The organism is uncultured Proteiniphilum sp. (assembly GCF_937873925.1).
GTDB lineage: Bacteria > Bacteroidota > Bacteroidia > Bacteroidales > Dysgonomonadaceae > Proteiniphilum.
The window spans coordinates 1-21191 of the sequence record NZ_CALNAT010000201.1; the positions used below are offsets into that span (position 1 = coordinate 1).

General features: G+C 42.9%; 19 protein-coding genes and 2 pseudogenes. 6 read left to right on the forward strand and 15 right to left on the reverse strand.

The window, feature by feature from the left end; all coding sequences use genetic code 11:
* Positions 1 to 154: 154 nt before the first annotated feature.
* The 3 genes from Q0502_RS13645 to prmA all read right to left on the reverse strand — a co-directional run bounded on the left by Q0502_RS13645 (position 155) and on the right by prmA (position 5652).
* Positions 155 to 2824 carry a 4-alpha-glucanotransferase gene (locus Q0502_RS13645; RefSeq protein WP_298651680.1) on the reverse strand — a complete coding sequence of 890 codons (2670 nt, stop codon included), beginning with the start codon at positions 2822 to 2824 and terminating at the stop codon, positions 155 to 157.
* 202 nt (positions 2825 to 3026) lie between these two features.
* Positions 3027 to 4697 carry a putative transporter gene (locus tag Q0502_RS13650; protein WP_298651682.1) on the reverse strand — a complete coding sequence of 557 codons (1671 nt, stop codon included), beginning with the start codon at positions 4695 to 4697 and terminating at the stop codon, positions 3027 to 3029.
* 115 nt (positions 4698 to 4812) lie between these two features.
* Positions 4813 to 5652 carry a 50S ribosomal protein L11 methyltransferase gene (prmA, locus tag Q0502_RS13655; RefSeq protein WP_298651685.1) on the reverse strand — a complete coding sequence of 280 codons (840 nt, stop codon included), beginning with the start codon at positions 5650 to 5652 and terminating at the stop codon, positions 4813 to 4815.
* A gap of 409 nt (positions 5653 to 6061) precedes the next feature.
* Here prmA and Q0502_RS13660 point away from each other — a divergent pair, with 409 nt between their 5' ends.
* From Q0502_RS13660 to Q0502_RS13675, 4 genes are read left to right on the forward strand one after another with little or no spacing between them, the layout of a single operon-like run.
* Positions 6062 to 7147, forward strand: a complete 1086-nt coding sequence (locus Q0502_RS13660) for a tetratricopeptide repeat protein (protein ID WP_298651687.1) — start codon at positions 6062 to 6064, stop codon at positions 7145 to 7147.
* A gap of 55 nt (positions 7148 to 7202) precedes the next feature.
* The gene (locus Q0502_RS13665; protein ID WP_298651690.1) at positions 7203 to 7748 is read left to right on the forward strand and encodes an RNA polymerase sigma factor; all 546 of its coding nucleotides are present in this window, start codon (positions 7203 to 7205) and stop codon (positions 7746 to 7748) included.
* A 53-nt stretch (positions 7749 to 7801) separates the two neighbouring features.
* Positions 7802 to 8218, forward strand: coding sequence for a hypothetical protein (locus tag Q0502_RS13670; protein WP_298651694.1), 417 nt, complete (start codon positions 7802 to 7804; stop codon positions 8216 to 8218).
* A gap of 33 nt (positions 8219 to 8251) precedes the next feature.
* Positions 8252 to 8710 (forward strand): hypothetical protein, encoded by a 459-nt coding sequence (locus Q0502_RS13675; protein ID WP_298651696.1) that lies wholly within the window; start codon positions 8252 to 8254, stop codon positions 8708 to 8710.
* Positions 8711 to 8897: 187 nt separating this feature from the next.
* Here the strand turns inward: Q0502_RS13675 and Q0502_RS13680 are convergent, their stop codons facing one another.
* The 11 genes and pseudogenes from Q0502_RS13680 to Q0502_RS13730 all read right to left on the reverse strand — a co-directional run bounded on the left by Q0502_RS13680 (position 8898) and on the right by Q0502_RS13730 (position 16133).
* Positions 8898 to 9737 carry an AraC family transcriptional regulator gene (locus Q0502_RS13680; RefSeq protein WP_298651699.1) on the reverse strand — a complete coding sequence of 280 codons (840 nt, stop codon included), beginning with the start codon at positions 9735 to 9737 and terminating at the stop codon, positions 8898 to 8900.
* 5 nt (positions 9738 to 9742) lie between these two features.
* Positions 9743 to 10291, reverse strand: a complete 549-nt coding sequence (locus Q0502_RS13685) for a flavodoxin (protein ID WP_298651702.1) — start codon at positions 10289 to 10291, stop codon at positions 9743 to 9745.
* A gap of 15 nt (positions 10292 to 10306) precedes the next feature.
* Positions 10307 to 10840: a flavodoxin family protein gene (locus tag Q0502_RS13690; RefSeq protein ID WP_298651705.1), complete on the reverse strand. Its 534-nt coding sequence runs from the start codon at positions 10838 to 10840 to the stop codon at positions 10307 to 10309.
* Positions 10837 to 11820 carry an aldo/keto reductase gene (locus Q0502_RS13695; protein WP_298651708.1) on the reverse strand — a complete coding sequence of 328 codons (984 nt, stop codon included), beginning with the start codon at positions 11818 to 11820 and terminating at the stop codon, positions 10837 to 10839. Before Q0502_RS13695 ends, Q0502_RS13690 begins: the two co-directional genes overlap by 4 nt.
* 21 nt (positions 11821 to 11841) lie before the next feature.
* A complete protein-coding gene (locus Q0502_RS13700) occupies positions 11842 to 12846 on the reverse strand; it encodes an alpha/beta hydrolase (RefSeq protein ID WP_298651736.1) in 1005 nt (334 codons plus the stop codon).
* A gap of 105 nt (positions 12847 to 12951) precedes the next feature.
* Positions 12952 to 13665 (reverse strand): RibD family protein, encoded by a 714-nt coding sequence (locus Q0502_RS13705; RefSeq protein ID WP_298651711.1) that lies wholly within the window; start codon positions 13663 to 13665, stop codon positions 12952 to 12954.
* Positions 13666 to 13677: 12 nt separating this feature from the next.
* Complete coding sequence (locus Q0502_RS13710) at positions 13678 to 14085, reverse strand: cyclophilin-like fold protein (RefSeq protein WP_298651714.1); 408 nt, start codon at positions 14083 to 14085, stop codon at positions 13678 to 13680.
* Positions 14084 to 14374 (reverse strand): annotated as a pseudogene (locus Q0502_RS13715) (aldo/keto reductase); the annotation flags it as partial. The gene Q0502_RS13710 and the pseudogene Q0502_RS13715, both read right to left, overlap by 2 nt.
* A gap of 226 nt (positions 14375 to 14600) precedes the next feature.
* On the reverse strand, positions 14601 to 14756 hold the full coding sequence (locus tag Q0502_RS13720) for a hypothetical protein (RefSeq protein ID WP_298651738.1): 156 nt from the start codon (positions 14754 to 14756) through the stop codon (positions 14601 to 14603).
* Between the two features lie 33 nt (positions 14757 to 14789).
* A pseudogene (locus tag Q0502_RS13725) lies at positions 14790 to 14882 on the reverse strand (hypothetical protein); the annotation flags it as partial.
* Between the two features lie 369 nt (positions 14883 to 15251).
* On the reverse strand, positions 15252 to 16133 hold the full coding sequence (locus Q0502_RS13730) for an AraC family transcriptional regulator (protein WP_298651717.1): 882 nt from the start codon (positions 16131 to 16133) through the stop codon (positions 15252 to 15254).
* 456 nt (positions 16134 to 16589) lie between these two features.
* Between Q0502_RS13730 and Q0502_RS13735 the strand changes: the two genes are divergently transcribed.
* Complete coding sequence (locus Q0502_RS13735; protein WP_298651719.1) at positions 16590 to 19427, forward strand: glycosyl hydrolase; 2838 nt, start codon at positions 16590 to 16592, stop codon at positions 19425 to 19427.
* A gap of 81 nt (positions 19428 to 19508) precedes the next feature.
* Positions 19509 to 19958, forward strand: coding sequence for a hypothetical protein (locus tag Q0502_RS13740; protein ID WP_298651722.1), 450 nt, complete (start codon positions 19509 to 19511; stop codon positions 19956 to 19958).
* Positions 19959 to 20077: 119 nt separating this feature from the next.
* Here Q0502_RS13740 and Q0502_RS13745 read toward each other — a convergent pair whose 3' ends face one another.
* Positions 20078 to 21172 (reverse strand): DUF4998 domain-containing protein, encoded by a 1095-nt coding sequence (locus Q0502_RS13745; protein ID WP_298651724.1) that lies wholly within the window; start codon positions 21170 to 21172, stop codon positions 20078 to 20080.
* Between the last annotated feature and the right edge of the window lie 19 nt (positions 21173 to 21191).

Below are 21191 nucleotides of genomic sequence, written 5' to 3' on the forward strand. Positions count from 1 at the left end.
CCGCGCAAATACCTCGGACCGGCTCGCGATGAGTTGAAAAAACTCTATATGCACAAAACAGAAAGTGTATTGGGAAGCGCCGGAAAAGCGTAAACCCGTTTCCTACTAAAATTAATCCCAGCTATCTCGGATAGTTGGGATATTTTTTTGTCTTTTATCTCCGGGAAAGCACTTCCACTCCTTCATTGAATACGGACTCTTTAAGCAGGTCGTCCAGAGAAAGATGCATCCTGTACCGCCAGTAGTGCTCAGGGTTTGCCGGTACATTAACACGTTCGGTCGCGATATCGGGATTACGCAGTGTTTCATCGATCGACAGCCAGTCCTGTAACGGCAGGATCACCCACATGGCCGACGACCGGAGATGATGTTCAATGATCTGCCGGCAGATAGCGGTATTACATTCGGCCGGAGCAGCACCTTCCCGGTGCAATACCTCGTTATAGTAACGCTGGATGAGTTCCCGGTTCTCTGTCCACCATAAACGCAGGGGCGACATATCGTGGGTAGAGGTCGTACAAACCGACAGATAAGGCAACCTCCGCAGGTCGGTGAAAGCGAGATGCGGGTCTTTGGGCATCCGCTCGATCTCCAGGCTTAACATCTGTAACTCCTGCATGACGGACGGCACACAATCCGGCACCATACCCAGATCCTCCCCGCATACCATCATCTTCGTGGATGAAATAAGCACCGGCAGCTTTTTCATTGCCTCTTCGCGCCAGAAATAATTATGCCGGTGATAATAGAATTCATCATACAGGCGGTTGAACGCCTCTCTCACGTGACTGTCGAGATAACGGTAAGAGTAGGTATATTGCGCCGTAATGCGCGGATGAAAACGGTGATGATCCTGCGGATCGCGTACGAAGAGCACCTCTGCGCATAACAACATAAGCCCGTCGCAGATCTGCCGGCTTTTATCATCTTTTTTATTATCAAACAGTTGTTTTACTTTTCTTTGGGTATCGCAATGCGATTTCAGTTTGAACCGCTCCCATCCTATGGTCTCCAGATATTTTCTCTTTATTTCTTCGGTATGCTCCGCAAAAATGTCCGGTAAAAAGTGTTCATGAATAAACGGTTGTACCATACGCTCTTCATCAAAGGGGATTCCTGCACGATTGATCTCTTCCACCCAGAAAGGCAACGCCGGCCTGAAGTGGCCGAGCGACCCCTGTACGGCATCGAGCGGTATTTCCCAGATACGGAAAAAACCCAGTATATGATCGATCCTGTAAGCATCGAAATAATCCGCCATTTTGCGGAAACGGTTTACCCACCAGGCATAGCCATCCTTTTCCATCATCTGCCAGTTATAAGTGGGAAAACCCCAGTTCTGGCCGAAGAAGGAAAAATCGTCAGGTGGCGCACCGCTTTGGGTATCCATATGAAAAAGGTCGGGAGCTACCCATGCATCTATACTGTTGCGGCTGATACCGATAGGGATATCCCCTTTTAATGCTACTCCCTTTTCGTGTGCATACGTTTTCACGCCGAAAAATTGCCGGTGAAGCAGGTATTGCAGGAAAGACCAGTATTGTGTCTCCTCTTTTGCTTCGATATCGTTGTCTATCATCTGCCTCAGCAGTTCTTCATTATAGCCGACAAATTCACCCCATTCCCTGAAATCGGCACTGCCGTATTTATCACGCAGATAACAATAGCATGTATAGGGGAACAGCCATGAATTATTTTTCTCCCGGAAAGCGTTATACCCTTCCGAGGCAAGTACTTTCCCCCCCTCCTCCAGATAGAGCTCCCGGCTATACCGGCTCTTTAACGACAAGACTTTCTCATAGTCCAGTTCCGGCAGTCGGTTCAGTTCTTTTGCTTCTTTGAGGAAAGCATGCTGCTTTCTCTTGTTTTTCAGGGGATAATCGCTGCATCCCAGATATATAGGATGGAGGGCATAAGCTGATATGGCGCTGTAGGGATAGGAATCCCGCCAGGTCTTGGTCGCCGTGGTATCATTCACCGGCAACAACTGGATCAATTGTTGCCGGGTGAGTGCGGCCCAGTCGACTATCTTGCGGAGATCGGCAAAATCACCCACGCCAAAACTATCATCCGTTCGCAATGAGAAAACCGGAATGGCCGTACCCGTTCCTCTGTAAGTAAAACCCGGGTAATGAAAAAGCAAGGACATCTCTACAAGGACGGCATTCTCTGTATGGGCTTTCTCCGCTGTTAAAACACGATTTCCACCATCCTCCCAATATACCCCTTCACCGGTAATTCTATCCACGATCACAAACTTATACTCACTCTTTGCCGGCAGTTTTCCGGCGTCGAGCATTATCTGCCATTCCCCTTCATCCAGATAAGAGAGCGGTCTGGCCAGTCTCAGATCCCATCCTCCCAGTGCTTCACATTCGCCGCTGATCACCAGCATTTGATCCCGGGCTACATAAGGACAGACAACATTTAACAAAACAGTGCGGGTATAATATCTCGAAGGCAAAGGACGTATTTCATGCCGGAAAACGGTATCGGTAAAAACTGTGGAATAAAGGTAGGAATGATATGGTTTGTTCTTCCAAAGATCCTGAATAATAAACTTTTTCCTTCCTCTGGTGATGTGGAGCTTCCGGTTGCTCCCCCATTCACGGCGAACGGTACGGCCGTCCTGCCTGATGAAATAGTAGTACGCTATATCGCTCGTTGCGGCGATATTCACTTCTGCAGACCAACTGTCGCCGTCAGCATTAAGGTTAATCGCATGGGTTTCATTTGAATTTCCCAGTTCCGGAGCCGTCCCGCAAAGACAGACCTGCTCTCCCCAGGCAGTATGATAATTGATTGTAAATGTAAGTTGCGCCATTCGGTAATATTCATTAGAATTAGTCGTTTTCTCGCTATGGCATAGTGTAAACAAGCTTATCCTCTGCCCATTTAGCTTAACGAAAACGTTCATTAACTGTTTATGGTTGACAAACAAATCTACAATGTTTCACCTACGATCCGGATAAAAATCAAGGCTTTTTATCCGGATTGCCATGCAATCGTTTGCGAGACGGAAAAGGTCAGAGGAAGATAAGGATCAGTAGTTGGGCGGTGATCACCCTGAGAAACATCGTAAGCGGATAGACAGTGGCATAACTCACCGCAGGAATATCATTTCCTGCCGTTGCGTTCGCATAGGACAATGCCGGGGGATCAGTCATACTTCCCGCGATCAACCCCATCAGCGTGAAATAATTCAGTTTATATACTTTTCGTCCGATAATGCCGATGATCAGCAGGGGTACAACAGTAATGACGGCGCCGTAGCCGATCCATTTGTAGCCGCCGTTCACTACCGTTTCAACAAAATTTTCTCCCGCTCCGAGTCCCACACAGGCAAGGAACAGGGCAATACCGATCTCCCTCAGCATCAGGTTGGCGCTCATAGTAGTGTAAGTCACCAACTTATACTTCGGCCCGAATTTGCTGATCAGGATAGCCACAATGAGTGGTCCTCCTGCCAGCCCCAATTTTACTGGCTGGGGGACGCCGGGAATCATAAAGGGAATGCTTCCCACAAGTACACCCAACGCGATACCTATAAAAATAGAGATAAGATTGGGTTCCCTAAGGCGTTTCAATGAGTTTCCGAGGAACTTCTCCACATTGGCGATCGCTTCTTCCGAACCCACGACTGTTACCCGGTCGCCCAGCTGCAACTGAAGCCTGGAATCGGCAATCAGGTCAACCCCGGCACGGTTCACACGGGTAATATTGATACCAAACAGGTTCCGCAATTTCAGGCTGCCTATAGAACGTCCGTTTATAGCCGGTTTGGTGATCGATATCCTGCGTGAAACCAGCAGCGAATCCAATTTATTCCATTCTCCTTTGTCCATATCGATTCGCTGCCCGATAAGCGCTTCAATCACATCGATATTCTTCAGGTTGGAAACCACCAGTATTTTGTCGTTTTCTTCGAGAATTGTCTCTGTCTGAGGAACGACCAATACTCCTGTGCTTGAATGTAACACCCTTGATATGACAAATTCCTTATCAATCAGCCTTTTCACTTCCCGGATATTTTTCCCGAAGATAGAGGGATTCTTCACCTGCAATGAGAACATGTGTGCTTCCATCATTTTAGAGGCCCCATTGTCATCCAGTTTGCTGTTCTCTTTGGCAAAATTGATGCTGAAGATATATCTGAAAAGTACAATGCTCATGATGATCCCCACCACTCCCAACGGATAAGCAACCGCGTAGGCTGTGGCTATGGTAGGATCGGTAGTCCCCGTTACATCGGTGTAAGTTTGTTGAGCCGCACCCAATCCCGGGGTGTTGGTAACCGCCCCCGACAGTATTCCTACCATGGTCGCGATAGGCAGTCCGGTTATTATATGCATAATATAGGTGATAAACACACCCAGCAGCACCACACCGGATGCCAGCATATTGAGGGTAATCCCGCCCTGTTTGAACGAGGAAAAGAAGCTGGGTCCCACTTGCATCCCTATGGAATAGATGAACAGGATCAATCCGAACTCTTTCAGGAAATGGAGCACGCTTTCATCGATCTGCAGACCGAAATGCCCCAGAAATATACCGAAAAAGAGAATCCATGTCGTCCCGAGTGAAATACCGAAAATCTTTACTTTACCTAACAATAATCCTGTCGAGATCACAAGCGCGATCACAAGTATCGAATGTGCAATACCCGTTCCGGTAATTAATTCTATCAACCACTCCATTTTATCTTTTAATAACCTAAAAATTCATCAAAATCAGTTGTTTTCAAATTTTATTGAAAACGTTTCTTCCATTTATCGACCTGTCTGAAAAATCGACGCAAAGGTAATGTTTATTTCACTCTAAACAAAATGTGACCGTAACCCATTCGTCCATTCCGGAAAAGTACCGGTAACTTAGCCCCTGCGCTTCGCCGGCAGCACGGATAACAGGGATATCTTCCTTATAGAAACCACTCAGGATCAGCCTTCCATTCCTGTTCAACACCTGGGTGTAGCCCGGAATATCCTGCAGGAGAATGTTGCGGTTGATGTTGGCCAGGATCACATCGTAAGTTTCATCGCCCAGCAGCTCCGCTCCGCCCTGTAACAGGCGGATGTTACCGATGTCGTTCAACCGTACGTTCTCCGTTGCATTTTGGTATGCCCACTCGTCTATATCGATGGCAGTCACCGGAGAGGCGCCTTTCATGGATGCCAGAATAGCCAGCATGGCTGTCCCGCAACCCATATCGAGAAGCGACTTATTTTGTATGTCCATTTTCAACAACTCCCTTATCATCAGCTCTGTGGTCTGGTGATGTCCCGTTCCGAACGCCATTTTAGGATCAATCAATATACGGTATCCGAACTCTCCTTCAATCTGATGAAATGAACTATAAATACACAAAGCGCTGTCAATGACCACAGGCTGAAAATAGTTCTTCTCCCATTCTTCATTCCAGTTTTTATCCTCCATTTCACGGAAGTAATAAGTGATCTCCGCTTCAAGCGGAAAATCGGAAAGAAGTTGATCCACTTGTTCCGGCAAAAAATCCGGTAAGGGAATATAAGCTTCCAGACCTGTTTCGATCTGGACAAACGACTCGAATCCGATTTCACCCAGCCCGGCTGAGAGTACGTCTGTCAACACTTCTGTATTCGGTTCGCAATTGAATTGTACTTGTATATACTGCATAATTACTTTAATCGAAACGGCAAAGGTAGTCAACTTTACTGAACTTTGGACAACTTTTACCCGGCAGTGAAAACAGGCGCTTTCAACAGGAAGAGAGTCTCCAAAAAATGTAAAAATCATTTTGCTTGGAGGGTTTATTTGTTTATTTGTGTTACAAATGAATCTGATTCTGCAAATTAAGAATGGGGATTATCTTTTTTTGTCCTATTTTTATCCGCTTAATAAATTTAGTCGTTTCAATTTTATTGCACTCTTACTACGCGTTCCACATAGTCAAAACAAGTTTTGCCTCTGTATTCGCTTATCGAAATAGTTCTCGTGATAACATAATCCGGACCAATTCGTCTTTTATATATAACTTAACGAAGAAGTTCTTGCAACGTAAAACATAGTTCAAAAGCAAACGATAATGAAAAAAATTATATTATTCATCTCTTTATTCACCGCCGCCTTTCCTTTGTTCATGTCGTACGGGCAGAATGCGGGTGCGGAGGAGTTAATCCATGAAGGCGTGGAACTGCACGATGAAGGTAAATTCAAAGAAGCCATTGAGATATATAATGAGGCACTTAAACTCGATCCTAACTCAGTACAGGCAACCTATGAGTTATCATTATCTTACCTTGCATTACAGGATTACCAAAATGCATCGAAGTATAGTACGGCGGTAATCAATTCCAATAACAAGCAGCTATCTTCCGGTGCGTACGCCGTAAAGAGCGAAGCGCTGGCGGGAATGGACAAAGTGGATGAAGCCATCGCGTTGCTTCAGGAAGGTTTAATAAAAAATGGCGATGAGTACCTGTTGCGTTTCAATCTGGCGCTGAATTATTATAAAAAGGGAGATACTGACAAAACGCTCGAACACATAAAAAGAGCCATCGATCTGGACAAATTACATAGTGGCGCCTTTTTATTGAATGCTTATGCTCTCAACGACAAAGAATTATGGGTGCAAAGTATATTGTCCTTCCAGATGTTCCTTCTGCTGGAGCCCGACAGCAAAAGGTCGAAGAACGCCTTCGAGGAAATGCTGAATACCATGCGCATCAAAACTGCCGAAGAGCCCGTACAAAGATCGTTCATCCAGCAACAAATGATGCGAAACAAACCCGATACCCTCCCGCTTCGCAATGAAATACCCCCTTTGAGTATCGAAGACGGGCTAAACCGTAACTTCGTGTACCATGCCATCACCACTACACTCGATTCCCTGAAAAACACTCCCGAAGGGGAAGATGAGTTCACTCTTTTCAAGACCGTCAACAGGGAGATCATGAAAGTGCTTGTAAGAGAGAGCAAGGGAGCCAAAGAGGGTATATTCTGGACTTTTTATATTCCCTTCTTCTCCCATATCGCGGAATCTGAATATTATGACACCTTTTGTCGCTACATCAGCGTATCCTACTTCCCCGAATCTCTGGAGTGGTGGAAACAAAATCCCGGGGACGCCGTGGATTTTGTGATCTGGTTTGAAAAAGGGGACGACAAGTGAGAGAAAAGTTAATAAAAATCGATTACCTTTGCACTGAATTCCACATATTAAGGAAATGAATAACGAGGAACAACTGCTGGAAGAATTGCGGGATCCGAAGACAAGTCGGAAAGGATTTGCCAAGCTTGTTTCCGAATACAGCGAGAGGCTCTACTGGCAGATACGGAAAATGGTGCTTTCACATGACGATGCCAACGACATCCTTCAGGACGTATTCATCAAAGCCTGGATGAATCTGGAAAACTTCAGGGGTGAAGCCAAGCTCACTACCTGGCTGTACCGTATTGCCATTAACGAAAGCATCACCTTCCTCAACAAGAAACGGAGTCAGAATCATATCTCCTTCGACGATGACGACACGTTCCTGCTCAATACGCTTGAGGGCGACTCCTATTTCGACGGCGACGAAGCCCAGAAACTTCTTCAGAGAGCTATTCTCACCCTTCCGGAAAAGCAACGTCTCGTCTTTCAGATGAAATACTCCGAAGAGATGAAATACGAAGATATATCCGAAATTCTGGGAACTTCGGTGGGGGCCCTCAAGGCCTCCTACCATCATGCGGTAAAGAAAATTGAAAAGTTTTTAAGCGAACCGCATTAAACCTTTTACTGATCATTAAGTCTATTCAACAGAACAGCGCAAAAATAAAAGGTATGGAAACAAAATTTAACAATTTGAAAGAAATAGATAAAACTAAAAATCCTTTTAAAGTACCCGAAAATTATTTCGCGCAATTCAATGAAGAAATAATGGATCGCCTGCCGGAAAGGGAGATAATAGTTCCCGGGCCGGTTTCTCTGTGGGACAGAGTGAAACCGTGGGCCTATCTGGCTGCCATGTTCGTCGGACTTTACATCACCATTAATTTCCTGACGAAAGAGCGGGTAAATGACAATTTAGCCGACAACCGGGCGGTGACCCCACAAATGCAGTCAGTATCGTCCGTCCCGACGGAAAATTACTGGTCTACCGTGCAGATAACCGAAGAAGAATTCTATCAGTATCTGGAAGAGCAATTGATCGGTGACAGCTATTTCGATTATATGTATCACCAGTATTATTTGAACTGAAAGTATCATACATCTTTTAAAAAGAATTTTGTGATGAGAAGAAGTGTTTTTTTGCTTTTATGTGCGCTCATACTACCCGCCTATTTCTTCGGCCTCTCTGCCCAGGAGAAGAAAATGAATATGGCGGATTATGAAAAAAGGAAAAAAGAGTATGTGACGAAAGAGGCGGGACTCACCCAGGATGAAGCCGGTAAATATTTCCCCCTGAATAATGAACTGACACAAAAGAAATTCAAACTGCACAAGAGCCACAGAGATAAACTACAGCGTATCAAAGACAACAGCAATATCTCCGACGAAGAGTACAGAAGAATGCTGGAAGATGATGTAGAAGTGAAACTCAAAGAAGCCGCCCTCGACAAGGAATATTCCTCCAAATTCGAAAAGGTATTGTCTCCCGAAAAACTCTATAAAGCCCAGCAAGCCGAAAGAGATTTTATTCAGCGGGAAGTGACCAACTTCAGAAATGAAGGGAGAAGCAACAGAAGATAATAGAAAGGTTTAACCGGCACACTCAAAAAAGACCTATAAATCAACGTCATTTGTTGCCAAAGGAAGATAAGATATGTTACACAATGGGTTGTCCCATAAGCCCCGATTTAATAAAAACACCCTCGTTACAGCATATTGTAGCGAGGGTATTTTGTTGTTTTTTCGACTTATGGGACAACTTCACCATTCATGTTATAGCCTGAATATAGTTGCTCGGAGCCATTCCATACTGCTTTTTGAATGCAGACGAGAAGTGAGAGAAGTTCTTGAAGCCTACCTCCATATAAACATCAGTAACTGATTTACCTGTTTCTTTTAGCTTTTCATAAGCAACTTCCAGCCTTCGTTGTATCAACCATTTTTCAGGAGACAAGTTGCTTATTTTCTTGAAATCCCTTTTGAGTGTGGAAAGGCTGCGCCCGGTAAAAGAGGCAATATCTTCAACAGATAATTCATACATGTAATTTTCGTTCAAAAAATCGAGAATGTCTATTTTCCAAGGTTCGGTAAAGTCAAAGAGTGTCGGATAAAACCGTTCGTCAATTCTCAACAGAGCATAAAGACCTTCAAGCATCTTCAGGTACATAATATCATCCGAAGGCTTCATAGATGAATCGAAGTAGGGTGTAATTGAGAGAAATAGTCCTTTAATGTCAGGCGTTTCAGGTAACTTAATAACACTCTGCTTATGCTTCGTTATAGTATGAGGTAGGTCTTTTTTCTCGAAATCCTGAAAAACTTCCCGCAAAAACTTCCGTTTGAAACAGATGAATATGCCCATGAACGGTTCGCCGTTTTTGGGTTGCTTCGTCATCTCCACACGGTTATCCCGCCGCATAAAAACATATTCGCCCGGACGGACTACCGTTTTCCTCTTCCCTTCTTCCAAAACATACTCTCCCGAATAAACATAAACAAGAAAGTGGTCGCGCACCATCTTCGAACACATGCAGTCGTTACTGAAGTAGTAACTGAAAACGATATCGGAATAGTTAAACGTTATATATTCTTCATTCTTTGTTTCCATAGATTTTATCCTTCCTGCAAAGATAGTATTTTCCGGAGCCATTTCTCAATATCAGCCTGTGAAGAATTCGCCCGGCTTCCGCTAAGGCTAAACCCTTCTTCATGCTTTGACTCCTTAGTTAGTTTTTCAACATCGTTAAAACCCTGATCTACGCTTCCGCCACCATGTGTGCAAAATGGGATAATGGTTTTCCCTTTCAGGTTGTGGCTTTCAATAAAAGTGGCTATTACCATCGGATAAGTTCCCCACCAGATTGGGAAGCCGATAAATACCGTATCGTATTGGTCGATATTCTCTACTTTCGTTTTTATCTCCGGACGGGCATTGTTATTCTTCTCCTCTTTGGCGACTTCGGTTGTTTCATGATAACCTTCGGGATATGCTTTCACGGTTTCAACCCGGAACAGATCTGCATTCGTCAATGTTTGTATCTGTTTAGCCACCGCTTCGGCGTTTCCCGTGCGGGAATAATAAACGACAAGTGTCTTGCTGTTCTGGACAAAGGCCGATAAAGTTGCTGTCATAATGATAATCGATAAGATAATCATTTTCATTTTGTATCTATTTGATTAAACATTTTTCCCTGCTTTATATGCCTCTTCAACAGCCGGATTACCGATAATATCGCCTTTATCCCATGCACCGTAGCCAATGATCGTGTTTGTCCATTCTACATTATCCAAGCAGTCTATATAACCTTGGAAAGCAGCCAATGTCCCCGCCATGGATTTTTCTCCCTGATCGGCAAGTGTGGCGATAAGGTAGGCTTTGCCTTTTAGTTGGGTATAACGGGGGACGGTACGGTCAATAAGCGTTTTCAACTGTGCATCCATGGTGTAGAAATAGACAGGAGTGGCAAACACAAGTATGTCTGCCGCCACCATTTTGTCTAAAATTTCTTCCATATCATCTTTTTGTACACATTTATGGGTAGCATAACACGCACCACATCCAAGGCAGTAGTTGATCTTCTTATTGTGGAAGAAAATCTTCTCGGTTTTGTGTCCGGCTTCGTTTGCGCCGCGCATAAACTCGTCGCTCAGATAATCGGAGTTTCCTTTCCGACGTGGGCTGGCTGAGATTATTAATATGTTTTTGCTCATCGTGCCATATTCTTTAAAGTTTCTTCCGGGTATTGCCCTCCGACAAATTGGATATCTGCACTTACGTCATCAATATGGGCTACTTCTTCCGTCGTAAGTTCTACTTCTACCGCACCGATATTCTCTTCGAAACGAGGCAATTTGGTCGTTCCCGGTATCGGTGCTATCCACGGTTTCTTAGCCAACAGCCATGCCAGAGAGATTTGAGCCGGAGTAGCATTCTTTTCAGCGGCCATTTCTTTCAGTAGGTTAACAACAACCTGATTGGCTTCTCTTGCTTCAGTGGTAAAACGCGGTAGGATATTCCGGAAATCTTTTTCATCGAATTTATATCCGGCATCATATTTCCCTGTCAGGAATCCCTTGCCAAGTGGACTGAAAGGAACCAGACCGATACCGAGTTCTTCCAGTGTCGGAATAACTTCATTTTCCAGATTCCTGAACCAGATGGAATATTCACTTTGCAATGCCGATAGTGGGGTAACGGCATGCGCTTTACGGATAGTTGCCGACCATGCTTCGGATAATCCCCAGTATTTTACTTTGCCTTCCTGTATCAGGTCGCTCACTGTTCCGGCGACATCCTCAATCGGCACATCCGGATCAACACGATGTTGATAATAGAGGTCAATGTAATTCGTCCTTAACCTTTTCAGGGATTGTTCCACCACTTTGCGGATATGTTCGGGGCGGCTATTCAGACCCGGGCTTCCATTGGCTACATCGAAACCGAACTTTGTTGCTATTACTACTTCTTTACGGAACGGCTCTACGGCTTCCCCGACAAGTTCTTCGTTGGTGAACGGGCCATATACTTCTGCCGTGTCGAAGAATTTTTCTCCTTTTTCATACGCGGTGCGTATCAATCGTATCATTTCATTTCTGTCCGGCAGTGGAGTATACCCATGGCTCATCCCCATACATCCCAAACCTATTGCAGACACTTCCAGTCCTTGTATTCCTAATTTTCTTGATTTCATATCTGTCTTGTTCTATATTGTTTATTCCAAATATTCCTTAAAAAAAGATTCCATTTTGTCATAAGGAATTATCTCTGCCTGATTATCATAAAGATCTACGTGACTTGCACCGGGAATAATCAACAACTCCTTATTATTTCCTTTCAATTTCTTGAAAGCATCTTCGCTGAAATAGCGGGAATGTGCTTTCTCTCCGTGAATTACGAGTACCGCACTGCGTATTTCATCACTATAAGAGAGCAGGGGCATATTGATGAAAGAAAGAGCAGACGTTGTGTTCCATCCGTTGTTTGAGTTGAGAGAACGTTTGTGATAGCCACGATTTGTTTTGTAGTAACTATGATAGTCTTTCACAAATTGCGGGGCATCATCAGGTAGAGGATCTACCACACCACCACCAAGTGCATACGATCCATTTTTTGCGTCGATTGTACGTTGAGCATTGAGTTGCTGGCGAAGTTCATAGCGTTTGTCTGCATCCATCGAATCGAAATAGCCGTTGGCATTCACGCGGCTCATGTCATACATTGTAGATGTAACGGCTGCCTTGATCCGGGTGTCGATAGCGGCTGCATTCATTGCCATACCACCCCATCCGCAAATACCGATAATTCCGATACGCTCCGAATCTACATTGTCGAGCGTTGACAGGAAATCGACGGCAGCCGAGAAATCTTCCGTATTAATGTCGGGCGAGGCTACATAACGAGGCTGTCCACCACTTTCTCCAGTATAAGACGGGTCGAAAGCAATAGTCAGGAAACCACGTTCGGCCATTGTCTGTGCATAAAGCCCCGAAGACTGTTCTTTCACAGCGCCGAAAGGGCCAGATACGGCGATAGCCGCTAACTTTCCATTGGCATTCTTAGGGACATACATATCGGCTGCCAGTGTAATGCCGTAGCGGTTTCGGAAGGTTACTTTACTGTGATTTACTTTATCGTTTTTTGGAAACACTTTGTCCCATTCGTTTGTTAATTCTAACTTTTCCATATTATTATCATTTATTTGATTCTTATTAATCATTCCGTTCGTTGCTCTTACTGTGGATACTACAATCACAAGCAAAGCTATTAATATACTTTTCTTCATTTTCTTATAATTTACCTGTTATCCCTAATTCTTTTTTATTCAGAGTCTATGGAATTGATAATGTAACCACACAATCCCGTCACGGAGCTGCTTTACCGATAAGAGTTGCAATGCTTGACCCGTTGCGGGAAATTCACCGGCTTTTCCTTTGTATTCGATAATAGATGAAACTCCCGACAAACCATCTACTCCCGGATAGATAAGAAGGCTTAATTCATCAATTAATCCTTCTTTAAGGAATTTCCCATTAAGGACTCCACCTCCGTCAAGCAGCAGTTCATCATAGCCAAATTCTGAATAAAGTGTTTCAAGGGCTTTGTGCAGGTCATAACCATCATTTCCTGCAAAGATGTAGGATATGCCTTTCTGGCGAAGATGTGATAAATATTCATCTGAAACCCGCTCGCTTAATACAGTTATTACATTATCCCCATTTATATTATCGTCCGGATAAATAATTTTTCCTTTTGAATCGAATATAATGCAGGTCTTTTCTGTTTCCCGTTTTCCTATATGTGTTTTGAATATATTGGCAGGCACATATTTCGAATAATCAAATATCTCTACCTGATTATCAATTTGGATCGTATTGTTTCCAATCATCCAAGCACGGGCTTTCAGTTCACTACTAATTTCGTAATAAGGTTCATACATTTTATCCTGTATCATTCCGTTGAAAGGAGGTGTCCAGCGGTCGGCAACCAGCCTGCCATCAACGGAACTCATCATGTGACATATTACTTTTGGCTTCATACTTTATTAATTTTATTGCTCTTTTTCTTTTTGTTCAAATTCAAAGGTAACAGTTGCATTGCCGAAACCTAATGCTGATGCCAAACTTATTGTATCATCTACTTTGCCCAATCGTGTATAACTATACGATGTAGAGAAACTTTTATAGAATAATACTAACGTTTGTGACCCATACAACATTAAATCGCCGTTTTGTATTGTTCCCGGATTGGATGCATTAGTCGGCAAGCTGCTTTGCAAGTTGTTGTTCAACTCAGACATTGTGATTGTCATTGGCAACAATTTTTTAAAGGCATTTACTGTTACATTATCCTGAAAGGTCGCTGCAAATGTTTCTGAACCGACTGTTATCTTCAATTTCATGTTATCTTCCGGATTTTCACTTTCATTATTGTTTCCCGTCTCCGGTAGTTGTGGCACTTTGGAGTTTTTTCATGGAAACTTCAAAGGCTTTCTTCGCTTTCTCATATCCGGCATCCTGAATCCAAAGTTTAGTTGTAATGAAGAGTTCTTCGCGGGGTATTCCACTTTGCCTGATAGCCCTACCTACGCCTTCTTCGTTCATATAAGCCGCCGCCGTATCTATCGAACGGTAACCTACTTGTAAGGCATCCGATACGAATTGTTCTGTTTCACCCGGTTCTACCTGATAAACGCCAAATCCTAAGATAGGCATTTCAATTCCGTTGTTCAGTTTTACTGTTTTCATCTTATTTTATCGTTATAATATTTAGCTATTCCTCCGAATTTACAATTACAAAGGAATAACAAAATCAACAAAGTCATTTTGCTTTACAGTTCAAATAGTTTTGCTGTAAAGTCCAATTACATTAAACGAACTGGATCGTATCAAAAAAGATCCCCTACTTTGCTATTTCCAACATGAATAGGGATACTCGAGTAGGAGAAACGGGATTATTTTCCGTTTCGTTCTCTCACACCACCGCCCATACGGCCCGTAAGCGGTGGTTCCTTAATTTACACGATGTACCGTTTTGTAGTAGTCCGAGAAAAAGATGTAACCGGCCTGTTTCAGCCGGTCGGTGTGTATGCAATTCCTGCCCGGAAAATGTACTTTTAATTTCAGGCATCTCAACGTCTTTACTTCTATCTATTTGGTTGAGTGTCCATCTGCATTCTGCTTCATTCTCCAAATGATATTGTGCTTCAGTATAAATGAGATAGAATTCACTTAGCCTGAAATAGACCGCATTCAATATTAATTTTCTTGATGCGTCTTTTCTGCATCGTTGCCACCAGGTAATTAATAATCTTCATTGAGTATGTTTGTTTATCTTGCGTAAATTAATTCAAAAACGTTTTTCACTGCGTCTAAATATTAGTATTCCCAGATAGTGTCCGGTGTTGGCAACTTTTTGAATCCTTTTACTTTTGCATTCACCAAGTAAAAGGAGCAATTCACTCAATCTCCTGTATAACTTCAAAAATAACAGGTATAATCCTCCCAAAACTGTAAATAATGATGACTGTAATTTTTATTTTTTATTTGAGATCCGAAGTCACTACTTTCCCCGCAATTCGCATCCTGGCAATAAAGGTATTATTTTATGGCATTAAACAATCATTTATTTTCTATAATTTGATGGAGATTGTCCCGTTCTTTTTTCAAAAAAAGATAGAAAATATTCATAAGTGCCAAAATGCAGTTCATGGGCAATTTGCTTGAGCGGTTTGGAAGTCTCTGTCAGCAGCTCTTTCGCTCTTTGCAGCTTTAATTCATGAAAAAACTGTAGTGGAGTATATCCTGTGTATTCTTTGAATATTTTTCTGAATGTTGAATAGCCGATCCCCAGGCTTGCCGCGATCTCCCTCATATTGATATTTTTGTGAATATGTTCAATCATAATGATTTTTGCGAGTTCAATTTTTTGTACTGATTCTTTTGAGTCGAAATTCTTGTTTTGAGTTAAAGATAGAACGGTTCCCAGTATATTAAGTGCAATACCGGCCAAATATTGCTGGCTCGCTCGTTTATCTTCTTTGGCCACTCTTATGGCATTCACGTAGAGGTTTACTAAATCCCCATTTACCCCTACATTGAGGATTTGATTATCAGGTGATATGAATCCGTGGGCGACAATATTATCAATAATCTTCCCTTCAAAACCGATGTAGTATTCGTCCCATCCACTCTCTTTCGAAGGACTGTAGGTGTGCCACTGACCCGGAAACAGAAGAATGATCTGTCCCTCTGCAATATTTGTTTTTCCGGTGGTTACGGAAGAAAAAACCCCTTTTCCTTTACTGATATATATGATATGATTTGAGGACAAAATACGACCCTTGTCAGGCTTAAAAAAATGACTTTTGGGATGTTTTGCCGGAGGATAGAATGTATTCGGAGGGATTGTCTGAAAACCAACCGAATCGACCGTCAATCCGAATTTTTTGTCCCGTTCATTGACCAACAGGTATTTAAAATCTATAGCCGTATCATTGTATCTCATAGTCTTTCAATATCATATTAGTACAATTATCCTGACTCCCCATATGTTGGAATACCATTGAAACCAACAATTTTAATGAACATAACTGCGAGGATTTCAATACAAAAAAAATAAAAACCGTACACTTTCACAAGAAAAAGGATATTTATTTATTGTGATCCTGAAGTGGATGTTTGTTTTATGATCCCTATCGGGCTTAGTCCAAAGCAGAATTTAAAGCAAAAAGAGCAAAAATTAAAGTTTCCCCTGCATAAAAAGAAGTAAATTGCGCTTTCAAGAATATGATCCCATAATAAAAATAAACGATTGACAAGACTTGGTCTATTATGCATACAGCTATCTGATTAATACATGGAATTTGATCGGGATTTATATTTATAATAATCATGCAATGAAGGGTTTTTCTCTTAAAAGCATCAAATTGTTGAAAAATAGCACTTAATACAAATAAGTAACATGGATAAAAATAAGAATTCCTTCTCCAGACGTTCATTTATAAAATCAGGGTTGGCACTGACAGCGCTTCCTTTTGTGAATTCCCCGTCTTTATTTGCCTATGAAAACTCAACGGAGGTAAAAGATAGTTTGTACGAGCTGTTTCAAAACCCTCCCGCAACAGCCCAACCCTATGTGCGATGGTGGTGGAACGGCAATAAACTTACGGCAGAAGAGATTGTGCGGGAACTGGATATAATGAAAGCAGCGGGTATCGGAGGGGTGGAGATAAACCCTATCGCTTTTCCGGGCGGTGATGATTTAGGGATTTCTTCGTTACGATGGCTCAGCCCGGAGTGGATAGAAATGGTGAAAGTGGCGTTAAAAGGAGCCGAACAACGCGGTATCCTGTGCGATATTATTGTTGGCTCAGGCTGGCCTTTCGGAGGAGAATTCTTACAAATGGAAGAACGAAGTCAATTGATGACCATTGTCAGTTACCCTGTAAAAGGTGCCGGAGTGAAAGAGTTGCTTACCGCAGATATATTTAAAGAAGCGGCTCCTGTTGTTCATTCGCCATACGATAAACCCTTTTACGAAGTTTATTCGGCTTATCTGGCTCCCACAAAATTAGACCGTTTTGTTGCTCCCGCAGAAATCTCTGTTGATCAAAATACAGATTCACTCAATTTTGAAATACCCGAGGGTGAGCATATCTTATATGTACTGGTAAAAATATCAGGTTTCCAGGCGGTCATTAATGGTTCGCCGGGAGCGGCAGGGCCGGTATTGAATCACTTTGACCGGGAGGCTGTTGAACGTTTCCTGAACCGGATGTCTGACAATCTGTTCCCGGCCCTGAAGGGATTGAAAGGTTTTCGGGCGTTGTTTTGCGACAGTATGGAACTGGAAGGTGCGAACTGGTACAAAGATTTCAAAGAACAGTATATTCAGCGCAGGGGATACGACGTTACTCCTTATCTTCCCTTTATTTTATATAAAGTAGGGCATATGGGACACGCCATGGAAGGAGGTGTGGTCACCGAATTGGCGGGAGAAGCAAAAGAAGAAGTTGCCAGGGTTAAGTATGATTTCTATGTGACCTGTATGGAAATTATCCGTGATCACTTCGTGAAGCCCTATACCGCCTGGTGTAACAAACATGGGTTCCAGTCGAGGATGCAACCTTACGGACGCGAGTTCCACCCGTTGGAAGGTTCTTTTAATGTCGACATTCCCGAATGTGAAACATGGCTTTTCCAGGGAGGGACAGACGAAGAAAGACCGTTTACCGGACGGACAGCTTACACCAATGTAAATAAATTCGTAGCGTCGGCCGCCCGTTTATCAGGAAAGAAAATTATCAGTTGTGAAGAGGTCACGAATACGGATGATGTTTTTAATGTACCCTTGCAGACCGTTAAATTGGGAGGTGATCAGAGTAATCTGTCGGGCGTCACTCACTCGATCCTGCATGGCTTCAATTACAGCCCGGTAGAGGTTCCATTCCCCGGGTGGGTGCGCTACGGTACGTTTCTCAACGAACGTAACACCTGGTGGCCTTACTTCAAGCTATGGTCAGCCTATAAAACACGGATATCTGCGCTCTTGCAGGAAACGGAACCCTACGCCGACATAGCTGTTATGCACCCGCTGGCGGATATGTGGACTATCCACGGGCCGCAACGCGATCCGTTTCCATCCCTTCACTATCCCAAATATCAGTACAGGGTATGGGAAGCCATCCATCAAAATGGATACAGCTGTGACTACACCTGCGAAAGTGTGATACAGCAAAGTGTGATGAAAAACGGCTATCTTCAGTACAACAGCAGAAAATACCATACCCTCATCCTGATAGAAGTAGAGTCTATGCAACCTGAGACGGCAAGGGCATTGAAACGTTTTACAGAAGGCGGTGGTAAGTTGATTTTCGTGGCGAAGGAGCCTTATAAATCGACCGGATTGAAAGATTACCAACAAAGAGATAGGGAAGTCAGCGATATTATATCTTCTATGAAGCGTAACAATCCTTCGCGTATTTACCATATTCCCGCTCCTGAAGATGATATGCATGCGTGGTTCAGGATGATGCAGCAACAGTGCGGTATTGTCCCCTATGTAAAGATAGAAAATCCCAATCCGTTTATCAGCCAGATCCGTCACACGGCGGATGGAAAAGAGATTTTCTTTTTTGCCAATTGTCATATATCGAAAAGCTTCCCCCTTACATTAACCTTTCCATACAAAGGCAGGACCGTGTGGCTATGGGATCCTGAAACCGGTGAACGCTTTATTTATCCGGGCGTATCGAAGGATAAACCGACAAGTGTATCCTTTGAAATAGAGCCCGCAGGTTCCAGGCTGTTTATAATTGAAAAATATGATAAAGGAAAGAAATTTCCCGAGTCTCCGAAAGAGAGGGCAGACTACCAAGAGTTGAAAAACTGGAACGTGCGGATGGAACATATCAACGGAAGTGTAGAAGAACGTACGATCACGGAGATGGTGGATTGGTCGAAGCAGGAAGATACCCGTTCATTTGCCGGAGACATATTCTATGAAAGAAAGCTGGAAGGAGGCATCTTTCCGTACCATTATATCGACCTGGGCCTTGTTATCGGTATTTCGGAGGTAAGCATAGGAGGTGAAAAAATAGGAGTCAAATGGTACGGAAGACATTTATATCGCATCCCTGCACATCTGTCAGGAAAAAAGGGTCTTAACCTTCAGGTGAAAATTACCACTACGGTGGGTAATTATCTGAAATCGTCCGAGGACAATGAAGTTGGACAGAGATGGACCAGACGTCAGCAATGGCATAGAATGGGGATGTTAGGCCCCGTGAAATTGATATAAACGTGAGTCCGGGAAAAGATAACCAGACACAGGGAAATTGGAGAGGAAAGTACGGCATGCAAGGATTTGTATTGTTTAATTATGACAGCATCGGACAAAACTATCAGAAGTTGCCCCGACTTTGCAAAAGATTTTCGGATTAACAGGTCAGGGGATCAGCGTTGGATGTATAATACACCGGATATGAGAGCATTGGAATCTCCGGTAACCGGAATGGAGCAAAGAGGGATCGGAGCAGTTATTACCCGTGATCCGCAGGTGTGTCAACAATCCATGACTATCGATATAAAGATAACCGGAAATCAGGTATACAAAGTCCCTCTTTATTTTGTAGACTGGGATAAAAAAGATCAAAGAACAGCGATCGAAGTGTTCGATCTGGAATCGAAAGAGTTGCTTTTGCCGGTTTATATGGTGCGCAATTACGAAGAGGGTAAGTACGTGAGTTATACTTTTAATCAATCGGTACGGTTAAGAATTAATCATGTGTGGGGGCATAATGCAGCCTTGAGTGGTATTTTCTTCGATTAGGACAATTTGTTTTTTGAAAAAGGAAATTTTGCGGATGTAATAAGACTGTGGTGAGGGGTGTATCAAAATGGTTTTTCAACCATATTAATACACCCTTTAAATCCATAAGAAATATTGAATTATCTGGAATAAATATCAAATTCTCCAATAACCATCAGGTTTGTACCATTTCCCCCGCTCGGAGCATACATTTTAAAATATCTAACCGGAATCGGATTGTCAATGATAAACGTTTGCTCCCCTCCTTTGTCTTCAAATGAATAGTTTCCTAAGTGGGTCCATCCTTCTTCTCCGGACAAATTATCGCTAGGAGGTGCATCAATCCTTCCCCAAAGAGAGAACTCCGAAGGCAACCTGTTATCATACAATTGTCCTGGATTCAGACCAAACACCGAAGGCCATATTGAGAATCTACTCACGGGAACTTCTCCTCCTATATCAAAAACCATCCAATGCGGAAAATTTTCACCAACACGTGTATGCCATCTGTTGGTATAATTACCGTCAAGAGCGTGTCTTGCGGCATTATCTCCTGAATCGTGCTGATTCGAATATCCCATAATTGAAATTTCAGATTTAAGTAACGGATAATCGCCTTCGTATGTAAGAGAACCTTCTGCAAAGTCGGTATAAAAAACATCAATAGCCATCTCGTCCGGTATATATATAGTACGATATCTGGGTAAACTACCGGGTTTGAGATCTGTGATAAGTGTATTGCTTTCAGATAAAGGAACCTCTATAAGTATATTTTCATCTTCCGTGTTAGTATATGATATCTCTGTATACTTGGCATCTAAAGACTCATCCATACCACCCCACACCAATACTTTATTTCCAGCGTTATTTGCACTCAATGAGACAAGACGCCTATTTATCATTGTACTTTCATATTTCTCACCAAGTGATCGCCCCGACACTTCATACGGTAGAGATCTATTTCCATATTGATCTATGTTCACCAAATCAAATAGATAGCTTTGTTCCGGTAAATTCTCTATTGTCTTATAGAATACTCCACCTTGATTCCCAATTTCAAGATCGATCGAATCTGCACGATTATTCCAATAAATACGCGTCGTTTTTACTCTGTTTGTTGTTATAAATATTTGGAATTGTACACGTTCTCTTCCCGCTCCGACAGCTACAGAATCAGGAAGTGCGGCATAGGTAGTTTCTCCTTCTTTTAGAAAACGATCGCTTAATTCGTTCATATCGGAACATGATACGAAC